The sequence below is a fragment of the Streptomyces sp. PTY087I2 genome (genome assembly GCF_001687325.1).
Taxonomy (GTDB): Bacteria; Actinomycetota; Actinomycetes; order Streptomycetales; family Streptomycetaceae; genus Streptomyces.
The window spans coordinates 184,492-195,056 of record NZ_LZRD01000016.1; the positions used below are offsets into that span (position 1 = coordinate 184,492).

General features: G+C 71.4%; 5 protein-coding genes and 2 pseudogenes. 3 read left to right on the plus strand and 4 right to left on the minus strand.

Annotation, left to right across the window (positions count from 1 at the left end; genetic code table 11):
* Positions 1-105 precede the first annotated feature (105 nt).
* Both A3Q37_RS19280 and A3Q37_RS19285 read right to left on the minus strand, forming a co-directional pair.
* Positions 106-711 (minus strand): annotated as a pseudogene (locus A3Q37_RS19280) (coagulation factor 5/8 type domain-containing protein); the annotation flags it as partial.
* Positions 712-713: 2 nt separating this feature from the next.
* Positions 714-2,546 (minus strand): annotated as a pseudogene (locus tag A3Q37_RS19285) (discoidin domain-containing protein); the annotation flags it as partial.
* Between the two features lie 351 nt (positions 2,547-2,897).
* On the opposite strand from A3Q37_RS19285, the gene A3Q37_RS19290 reads away from it, so the two are divergent.
* On the plus strand, positions 2,898-4,634 hold the full coding sequence (locus tag A3Q37_RS19290; RefSeq protein ID WP_065486245.1) for a discoidin domain-containing protein: 1,737 nt from the start codon (positions 2,898-2,900) through the stop codon (positions 4,632-4,634).
* A 67-nt stretch (positions 4,635-4,701) separates the two neighbouring features.
* On the opposite strand, the gene A3Q37_RS19295 is transcribed toward A3Q37_RS19290, so the two are convergent.
* Entirely contained in the window at positions 4,702-5,664 is a 963-nt protein-coding gene (locus A3Q37_RS19295) for a DUF3048 domain-containing protein (RefSeq protein ID WP_065486247.1), read from the minus strand.
* 269 nt (positions 5,665-5,933) lie between these two features.
* Here A3Q37_RS19295 and A3Q37_RS19300 point away from each other — a divergent pair, with 269 nt between their 5' ends.
* Both A3Q37_RS19300 and A3Q37_RS19305 read left to right on the plus strand, forming a co-directional pair.
* On the plus strand, positions 5,934-6,398 hold the full coding sequence (locus A3Q37_RS19300; RefSeq protein WP_065486248.1) for a hypothetical protein: 465 nt from the start codon (positions 5,934-5,936) through the stop codon (positions 6,396-6,398).
* Positions 6,395-8,590, plus strand: a complete 2,196-nt coding sequence (locus A3Q37_RS19305; RefSeq protein ID WP_065486249.1) for an NB-ARC domain-containing protein — start codon at positions 6,395-6,397, stop codon at positions 8,588-8,590. The genes A3Q37_RS19300 and A3Q37_RS19305 overlap by 4 nt, the downstream gene beginning before the upstream one ends.
* Positions 8,591-8,609: 19 nt before the next feature.
* Here the strand turns inward: A3Q37_RS19305 and A3Q37_RS19310 are convergent, their stop codons facing one another.
* On the minus strand, positions 8,610-10,331 hold the full coding sequence (locus tag A3Q37_RS19310) for a hypothetical protein (RefSeq protein WP_065486251.1): 1,722 nt from the start codon (positions 10,329-10,331) through the stop codon (positions 8,610-8,612).
* Between the last annotated feature and the right edge of the window lie 234 nt (positions 10,332-10,565).

The window sequence follows — 10,565 nt, forward strand, 5'->3', positions numbered from 1 at the left end:
CCACCGGAGGCCGCCCTCCGTTCGCGGCGGGCCGGTCCGGGCCGCCGGACACCGGACCTGCTTACCGCTCCCGGGTCACCGGGTCCGGGTCGAAGGGGCCCGGAGCTAGGGGAAGTTGGTGACGGTCGAAGGGATCGTCGACGTTCCCGACGTCGGCGAGCCGATGTTGTTGATGACGTGCTGGTACTGGCCGTTGCCGCCGAGCGAGACGACCAGCAGGCTGTGGAACTTCACACCGGGCTTCACCGGTGCCTTGAAGCCGTGTTCCTGGACGATGGTCGGGTCGACGTTGTAGTAGCAGTAGCTGCCCATGCCCCAGCCCTCGTGCTGCTCGACCGAGTCGTCGACCCGGTAGGCGGCGTAGCCCTTCGTGTCGCCGTTCTGGATGGCGGCCTGGTTGGGGGCGTCGTAGGCCTTCTCGTTCTGGAAGAAGATCGTGCGGCCGCGCTCGCCGTACCACTCGACGTCGTACTTGTTGAAGTGCTCCACGAACAGCCCGGTCGCCAGGACGTCGTCGCCGTTCACGCGGACCCCGTAGTCGGCCCGGTTGGTCTCCCAGCCCCAGCCCTCACCGTGGTCCGCCCGCCACACCCAGGTGTGGTCGATGATCGTGTCGTCGCTGTTGACGACGATGCTCGTGGTCGCCTTGCCGGGGCCCGCGCCGCCGATCCGTACGAACACGTCCTGGAGCGACGTCGGGTTCGCCGCGTGGNGTCGTACTTGTTGAAGTGCTCCACGAACAGCCCGGTCGCCAGGACGTCGTCGCCGTTCACGCGGACCCCGTAGTCGGCCCGGTTGGTCTCCCAGCCCCAGCCCTCACCGTGGTCCGCCCGCCACACCCAGGTGTGGTCGATGATCGTGTCGTCGCTGTTGACGACGATGCTCGTGGTCGCCTTGCCGGGGCCCGCGCCGCCGATCCGTACGAACACGTCCTGGAGCGACGTCGGGTTCGCCGCGTGGTCGGCGGACGCGCCCTGCGGTCCGACCTCCAGCAGCGTCTCCGAGTTGACGGGGCCGGCGTCGATGAGGAAGCCCGCGAGCTTCACCCCGTCGACATCGGCGACCTTCATCGCCGTCACCCCGTTGTCCGGGATGATCGTGGCTAGGCCGAGACCCAGCACGACGGTGTTGGCCCGGTTCACGTTGATGGTCTGGTCGATGTGGTAAACCCCGGGCGTGAAGAGCAGGTTGAGGCCCTGCGCCAGCGCGGCGTTGATCGTCGCGGCCGTGGCACCCTGCTTGACGACGTAGAAGCGGTCCAGCGGGATGGACTCGCCCGCCTGGGTCCCGCCGTCCCACGAGACGCCGCGCGCGTTGACGCGCTTCGCGGGGACGAAGACCTTGTACTCGTTGCCGTCGAGGTACAGGAACGGCTTCTCGCGCGAGATCGGGGTGGTGTCGAGCGTGGTGTACGGCGGGGTCGGGTAGCTCGCCGCGGGTGCGCCCTGGACGCCGGAGAACGTCATGTTCCACACGGCGTTGGTCCAGCCGCCGACGGAGCTGTCGCGGGTGTACCACTGCTGCTGGGAGTACGGGCCGACCTCGCCGTCGATCTTGGAGTCGGCGATGTAGCCGCCGCTGGCCCAGCCGTAGCCGTCGGGGGCGAGGTTCAGCCCGCCCTTGACGTGCATCCGGCGGAAGGGTGCGGCCTGGGAGACCGCCCAGCGGTTGGTCCCGTTGACCGGGTTGAGGGTCAGGTTCTCCGCCGAACGCCAGAAGTTCTGCGTCGCGTTGCCGTCGAACCAGCCCGCGTCGACCGTCACATCACCGTTGAAGGTGGTGTCGTTCGGGTTGAGGCCGAGCCCCGCGATCTGCGTGTAGAAGCCGATCTGCGCGTTGATGTTGTCGTACGTGCCCGGCTTGAAGAGGAGTGCGTGCCGGCCGTTGCCGAACTGGGCTTCCTCCTGTTGCTGGAAGATCTCGTCGACCTTGCCCTGGATGTTCGGCGTGGACGGGTCGAAGACATGGACGTTCGGGCCGAGGTCGCCGCCGCCCGGGATCTCCGGCCCGCCGCCCCCGTTACGCGTACCGAAGACCTTGAACTCCCAGAGGGAGTAGCCGTATCCGGTGGCCCGCTCGGTTCCGGTCAGACGCACGTAACGGGCGTCGCCGGAGATGTTCAGGGTCTCGTTGCCGCCCGCCGATGTGGTGGTGCTGTAGGCGGTCGTCCAGTCGTTGCCGTCGGTCGAGAGCTCGATGCGGTAGCTCTTGGCGTGCGCGGCCTCCCAGGCGAGTTCGACCCGGCTCAGAGCGGCCGGGGAACCGAGGTCGATCCGGATCCACTGGGGGTCGGCGAACTCGCTGGACCAGCGGGTTCCGCCGTCCCCGTCGACGGCGTTGCCCGCCGCGGTGCCGCCGTTCTCCTGGCTGGAGGCGGTCACCGTGCTGCCCTGGGACAGCAGGACCGGCGCGGCCTGCGCCGGAGCCGCCTGCACCGCCGCGAGCAGGGTCGCGACCAGGGCGGTGATGACAGCGAGGGCGAGCGTGCGCCGTCGACGGGATGCGGCCATGGGAGGCCGCGAGGGTCTGACGAGGGCAACGGACATGTCTGATCTCCTGAAAGGTCAGGTGGGCGAGGGTGGTTCGGCTGCGGGCGCATGCTCCCCACAGAAGGAGAGAGCGCTCTCTCGGTAGCCGAATGATTCTCCCGCGTTTCCGTCGCGTCAAGAGTTGTGTACAGGATTGACGTCTCGGCTCCTCCGGTGAGGCGGATGTTTCATCTCCTGAAAGCCCGCGAGGAGTTGACCTGGCATCAGCGCGACAAGTCGGACGTCATCCCTGTGGCATCTGGAATCAACTCGGCCGAAACCCTTGACGGTTCACTCCGCTCCGGCCACGCTCCCCTCTGCGGGGGAGCGCTCTCTCGGCCTCATCCCCTCACAGAGCAAGGAGTTCGCATGGAAGCCCGTGGAACACCACGGTTGCGCGGTGCCCTGGCGGTCATGGCCGCCGTGGCCCTCCTGTTCACCCTCTCGGTGGCCGTGACCCCGGAACGGGCCGCCGCCGCGGCCGTACTCGTCTCCCAGGGGCAGCCGGCCACCGCCTCCAGCACGGAAGCCCCCTTCACGGCCCCGTCCGCCGTCGACGGCGACACCTCCACCCGCTGGTCCAGCGCCTTCACCGACGACGAGTGGATCCGTATCGACCTCGGCGCGACCACCTCGATCGGGCAGGTCGTCCTCGACTGGGAGGCCGCGTACGCCAAGGGCTACCGCCTGGAGGTCTCCGACAACGGGAGCGACTGGACGACGATCCACTCCACCACCACCGGCTCCGGGGGCGTCGAGACCCTGACGGTCTCCGGGACCGGCCGCTACATCCGGATGCACGGCACCGAGCGCGCCACCCCCTGGGGCTACTCCCTCCATGAGTTCCAGGTCTACTCCACCACCGGCGGCACCGCCCCCGGCGACGACGACGTCCTGCTGTCCTACGGCAAGACCGGTTCCGCCTCGACCTCCCAGCACGACGGCACCTGCTGGGAGTGCTCCCCGGACAAGGCGTTCGACCGCGACCCCGCCAGCCGCTGGGCCACCAGCCCCGAGGGCGGCTGGACCGACCCGGGCTGGATCGCCGTCGATCTCGGCGCCCGCGCGGAGATCAACCGGGTGGTCCTCCAGTGGGACCCGGCGTACGCCAGGGCCTACCGCATCGAGGTCTCCGACAACGGGACCGACTGGACGACCATCCACTCCACGACCACCGGCACCGGCTTCAAGGAGACGCTGGACGTCAGCGGCACCGGCCGGCACGTACGCCTGTACGCCACCCAGCGCAGCGGCGAATACGGCTACTCGCTCTGGGAGTTCCAGGTCTGGGGCACCGGCGGAGACCCCATCCCCGCACCGCCGCTGCCGGCCGACCCCACCTACGACCAGCTGGTGTTCAGCGACGAGTTCAACGGCCCGGCCGGCGCCGCACCGGACCCCGCCAAGTGGGTCCCGGAGACGGGCACCGGCCCCAACAACGAGCTGGAGTACTACACGGACAACAAGAACGCCGCGCAGGACGGCAACGGCAGCCTCGTCCTGGAGGCCCGCCGCGAGGAGACCCCCGGTTCGGCCTGCCCGCCCGACCCGCTGAGCGGCAGCACCACGTGCCAGTACACCTCGGCGCGGCTCAACACCTACGGGAAGTTCCAGTTCACCTACGGCCGGGTCGAGGCCCGCATCAAGGTCTCCGGCACGCAGGGGCTCTGGCCCGCGTTCTGGATGCTGGGCGCGGACTACTTCGACAAGGGGCGCCCGTGGCCCTACACCGGTGAGATCGACATCATGGAGCACGTCGGCAAGGAGCCGAACACCACGTACTCCACCCTGCACGCACCCGCGTACAACGGTGCGGCCGGCTACGGAGCCCCGTACTCCCTGCCGGGCGGCGCGGACTTCGCCGACGACTTCCACACCTTCGCCGTGGACTGGAACAGCGAGGGCATGACGTTCCGGGTCGACGGCAACGTCACGCACACCGTCGACAAGGAGGAGCTGGAGAGCACCCGCGGACCCTGGGTGTTCGACCACGACTTCTTCCTCATCCTCAACAACGCGGTCGGCGGTGACTGGCCCGGCTCGCCCGACGCCACCACCCGCTTCCCGCAGAAGATGAGCATCGACTACATCAAGGTCTGGCAGTAGGAAACCCGCAGGTCCCGGTGTCCGGACGGTACGGCCCTCCGACCGTCCGGACACCCTTCCGCGCGCTTCAGCCGCGGGGCGCGTACAGGATCCACAGCGGCCCTTCGGCGAGGTCGACGCGGCGCCCGTCGGGGGTGCTGAACACCGTGTCCGCGTCGGCGGAGCTCCGGGACCACCGCGCCTCGTACGCCCGGCCGTCCCGCAGGACGACCGCGTCCCCCGACCCCACGGTCTCGGTGAACGGGGTGTTGTTCCCCGACCGGTCACGGAAGTCCGACTCCCGTACGTCCACGTCCTGGACGACGACCGTACCGGCCCCGATCCGCTCGCCCTCGGCCGTACGGGCAGGGGCGCCGTCCAGCGAGACGAGCCACCGCTCGCCCTCGGCGGACCAGGTGAACGTCACCGACGCGGACGGATAGCGGACCGTACGGCTGTCCTCCGGCTCCCCGCCGGACGGCGCCGCGCCGACCCGGAGCCCGAGCTCCGCCACCGCGTCCACACCGGAGGCCTTGAACGGGATCCGCTCAGGCCGCAGATACAGGTTGTGCGGCGCGGGCCGGTCCTGGCCCCGGAAGTACGCCCGGGGCGCCTTCGAGGGCGGTACGGCATCGACCGGCGCGCGGTCGATGAGCGGCAGCAGCCTGCTCTGGGCCCCCGAGAAGGCCAGTGTCGGCCGGTCGAACTGCCGCAGCAGCTCCAGATCGGTCTCCCGCGCACTGCGCACCGGGCCGATGACCGGCGGCAGGTCGGAGGAGTACACGGCGAGAATCCGGCTGAGGCCCGCCTCCACCTGCTCGACGTAGACGACGTCGGCCTTCTCCAGCCCGGTGTGGGGGCGCGCGGGCGCCACATTGTCGATCTTCACGGCGAGTACGTGGGTGGCTCCGCCGGTACGGGGGGACGGGCTGGTGGAAGAGGTCGACGAACCGCCCCCGCCCGTGCACGCGGCGGTCACGGCCAGCACGAGCACGGCGAACAGCGCCGCGACCCGGTTCTTCACCCGGGACATCACTCTGGCTGCGGACATGACGACCGCCCTTCCGGGGCGCCGACCGGTGACGTCTGCGGAACATCACCGTGTTGCGGCCCCTCGTCCATCATCCACCATCACGTGTCCGGTGCGCCTGCGGTCGCGCGGGGGAGGCCGCGCCGGGCCCGGAGGCTCCCGGCATGGCTGGAACTGCTCTGCGCCGCGCCCCCGATTCGCCTTCCGAAGGCGCTGTTCGCTCTCTACGGTTGCACCAGTGACGGGTTCGTGTACCCGCACGAGGCGACAGGCGAGGCAGAGGGGGTTCGGTGGAAGCCGAGTTGACGACACTGACGGCACTGGCGGCATCGGGTGCGACGACGTTCGTGGGGCTGATGGCGACGGAGGCGTGGACGCAGGTGCGCGGGCGGCTGGTCCGCTTCCTGGGCCGGGGCGAGAACGACGAGGTGATCGACGCCGAGCTGGAGGAGTCCCGCGCCGAACTGACGGCTGCCCGTGCGGACTCCGACGAGGAGACGGCGGCGGACATCGAGGCGGAGTGGCGGGCGCGTCTCCGCCGGATCCTGCGCGCCAACCCGGAGGCGGCCGACCAGCTGCGGGACCTGCTGGAGGAGCTGGCGCCTCTGCAACCGGTCGGTCACACGGTGTCCGTCACCAACACCATCAGCGGAGGCACCCAGCACGGGCCGGTCCTCCAGGGCGAGAAGTTCTCCAACCTGACGTTCAACGGCGGTGGTGCGGACGTCCCGGGTCAGCGGCCGGGCACGGCGTGACGGCGGAGGACGCGGGCGGCCCCGATCACACGGCCGCACGGAACGATCTGTCGGGCACGGTCAACGGCCCGGTCGTCCAGGCCGGCACGATCCACGGCGGCATCACCTTCCGGGTCGAAGCGCCGCCGGTCGGAGCGAATGTCACACCCGACGAGATCCCGCCACTGACCGTACGGCTGATCAACCGCGCCGAAGGCCTTGCGAGGCTCGACGGCCGGCTGGTCCCCGAGGCGAACGACGAGGACGAGGGCGACGAGGGCAACCGCGCGAACGTCGGCTTCGCCGCGCTGCACGGGCCGCCCGGCGTCGGCAAGACCGCGCTGGTGTCCCGTTGGTCGGAACGGCGCCGGAAGCTGTTCCCGGGCGGGCAGATCTATGTCGACTTCGCGACTCTGCGGGGAGGGTCGGCGGGCGCGGACGTCTCCGAGGCGGCCCGGTGCTGTCTGCGCTCCCTGGGCATCGACGACGCCTACATCCCGGACGCGTTCCCGGAGCGGATCCAGCGCCTGCGGAGCCGGTCGGCGGGCAGACGCCTGCTGATCTTCCTGGACAACGTCTCCCAACCCGGCCAGGCCGCCGCGCTGATGCCGAAGGGGAAGGGCAGCTTCCTGGTGGTGGCCGGCGGCAGCGGAGTCGGAGAGCTCGTCGCCGACGGCGCGGAGCTGATGGCGGTGGAACCGCTCGACCGGGACAGCGCCCTGGAAGTCCTCGCCGACCGGTGCGGTGCGCAGAGGGTCGCCGCCGACCCGGCCTCGGCGGAACACCTGGTGGAGCTCTGCGACGGGCTGCCGGTGGCGCTGCACGTGGTCGCCGCCCGGCTCGCGGCCAGGCCCCGGCTCACCCTGGCGGCGCTCGCGGCGGAACTGGCCGACGAACCGCGCCGACTGGCAGGAATGTCCCTGGGAAAGGAGCGGTCCGTGGCCGCCGCGTTCGATCTCGCCTACCGTGAACTCGACCCGGAGCCCGCCCGGCTCTACCGCCTGATGGGCTGGCACCCGGGGGCCACCTTCGACGCCGGAGTCGCCGCGGTGGCGGCGGACCTGGACCCGGGGCGCACGGCGGACGCGCTGGAAGCGCTGGCCCGCGCCAGCCTGCTGGAGGAGACGTCGGACGGGCGTTTTCGCTTCCACGATCTCGTACGGCTGCACGCCGCCGAACGCGCGACGGAGGAGAACGGGCCGGCCGAACGGACCGCTCTCCTACGGCGGGTGACGCTGCACTATCTGGCCCTGACCGCACTCGCCGACCGGGCCGTCCGGCTTGACCGGCTGCGCATCGCCGACCTCACACGACTGCTCGCCGATGTTCCCGACCCCTTCGGAGCCGAGGGCGGACCGAAGCCGCTGGACTGGCTGGAGGCCGAACACCGCAACATCCTCGGCGTCCTTCGGGCCGCCGCGCGCGAGGGGACGCTGCACACCGAGGTCTGGCAGCTCGCCGAGGCCTTCACCGTCCTGTTCTTCCACCACCGGCACCTCGGCGACTGGCGGGAGTCGCTCGAACTCGGCGCGGCGGCCGCCGCGGAGGCGATGGTCCCGGCTGCCGAAGCGCGCCTGCGCAGCCTGCTGTCGCGCCCGCTGATGGACCTGGGCGAGTACGAGGCGGCGCGCCGCGAACTGGACACCGCCGAGGCCTGCGCCGAGGTCTCGGGCCATCTGGTCGTCCGCGCCTCCGTGCAGGAGTTCTCCGGGCGTTACTGGGACCGCACCGAACCCGCGCGGGCCATGGAGGCCTACCGCAAGGCCATCGACCTCAACACGGCCGCGAACGAAGGCCGTGGCGCCGCCATAGCGTCCTACTTCCTCGGCTGCGCCCAGGACGCGGCCAAGGCCCACCGCGAGGCCCTGCACACCCTGCGCGGAGCCCACGACGAGCTCGCGGCGTGCAAGGACCGGCGGATGGCGGCCCGGGCCCAGGTGGCCATCGGTATCGCCCACGGCCACCTCAAGGAGACCGACGCGGCGGTACGCGCACTGAGCGAAGCGGCCGAGATCCTGGAAGCGGAGGAGGCGACCCACTACGAGGCGCAGGCGCGTGTCGCACTCGCCGACATCCAGGAAGGCTCGCAGGGCGACCCCCGCCAGGTACGCGCCCATCTGGAGCGTGCTCTGGAGATCTACGAGGCCGGTGGCAGCCCCCTCGCGGAGGAGCTGCGGGAGAGGCTGACGGGGGGAGAGCCGGCGGGGGAGTGATCCGGGGATCCGCGCGCGCTCAGCCGGACGAGCCGCCCGGCCGGGGCGCGCGCAGCCGCAGCGCCACATCCTCGGCCCGATCGCCGAACCGTACGGTCACCACGGTGTCGTCAAACGGAGCGGCGCCGCGCAGCAGCGCGTAGACGGCCGAGGCGGGCAGCGCGGGGTCCCGCGTCGGCCCCGTCACGGCGGCCTCCACGATCCGGCCGTCCCGCAGCCCCACCAGAGCCCCGCCGCCCGCCAGCGAGGCAGCGGCGAGCCGGCAGCCCGGAAGACGGTCCAGGGCCGTGCCGATCCACCGGACACCAGCGGCGGCGGAACGGACGGGAGCGCCGCACAGCAGCACCGAGGCGCTCTCCAGCAGCCGCCGGTCCGGCTCCCGCTCGTCGCAGGCGAGATGACGAAAACGCCCGGCCGCCGCGTCCTCGCCCGGGTCGGCCGCCTCTTCCCAGACCGCCGCGGGCTGTCTGCGTACGGTGACGTCATCCGGCCCGTCCGTCGGCAGCCCGGTCGTCGTGACCATCCAGGCCGTGGCCTTCGTGCCCGTCTCCACGGGCTCGGTCAGGAACCACTCCGGCGGAGCGGTCGACACCGGCTCGGGAAGTCCGAGGAGGCCGTAGAGCGCGGTACGCAGTCGGGACAGTGCCCGGCCCGGCTGATGGAAGGCGCCCCCGGTGACGGTGGCGAAGAGCTCCGGGCGCTGCCCGGCCAGGGCGGAGACGACCTGGTCGTGCACATCGGCGTGGGCGTCGAGACGGGGCGCGGTCCGCCCGAGCGCGGCCGCCGCGGTGCCTTCGACGGCCTCGCTGCCGAAGGCACCCAGCAGAACGGGCTTGCCGAGCGCCGCACCGTACAAGGTCACCGAGCCGTGGTCGCCCACGACGACGTCCGCCGCGACCAGCGCCGACCGCCACGCGTGGATGTGCGGAATCAGCATCAGCCCCGCGTCCAGGGCGGGCCCGAGGATATTGCGGATCTGCCAGGAACCGTGCCCCGCCCAGACGTTGGGGTGCACGATCGCCGCCACCCGGAACTCGTCGTACGGGAGCGCGGCCAGCACCCGGGCCGCCAGACCGGGGTCCTGCCCGATCAGCGAGGTGCGGCCCCACGTGGAGCTGAGCACCACGAGCCGGTGCCGGTCGGGAACCCCGAGCGCCCGCCGGTACGCGCCCGCCCGGCCGGCGCTCACGAGCAGTTCGTCGAAGCACGGGTCGCCCACGAGCAGCGTGCGCCCGGCCGCCTTCGGGTGCGAGGAGAGCAGCTGCTCCTCCTGGCTCGGATGCGAGATGGCAAGCCAGGCCCGCCCGGACTCCAGCAGGCTGTCCGGCACGACCCCCGACAGCCGGTCGCCCGGGGCGCGGGCGTCGGGCACCTGCTTCTGGAAGCCGATGCCGTGCGGGAGGACGAGGACCGGGCAATGTCCCTCGGGGACGTCGATGTTCTCGCTGGCGGTGAGGATCAGATCGGGCTCGGCATGGCTCACCTGTTCCCAGGGGATGACCCGGCAGCCCGCGTCGTGCAGCAGGTCCAGCACCCCGTCGTTGAAGGCGGAGGTGGGGTCGTGGGCGAAGACGACGGTGACGCGTCCGTCCCCGCGCAGGAGGGCGGGCAGGCATTCGAGGACCCGTACGGTCGAGGTCACCGTACGGGCCGCTACGACCAGGGTCTTCTCACCGTGGAAGGTGCTCCATCGCCCGGCGTCGCTGCCGACGGGGACGCGGAGGGGCTGGCTAGCGTGCATGGCCACCCCGAAAGGCTACGGGCACACCGCCCCAGCGCGGCTCGCGGCTCGCGGCTCGCGGCTCGCGGCTCGCGGCTCGCGGCTCGCGGCTCGCGGCTCGCGGCTCGCGGCTCGCGGCTCGCGGCTCGCGGCTCGCGGCTCGCGGCTCGCGGCTCGCGGCTATTGTCGACTTATCGCATCTCAAGCGGCGTTGCAACCATTTCAGGGGTCGAACTGAAGTCCAAGGCGGTCATA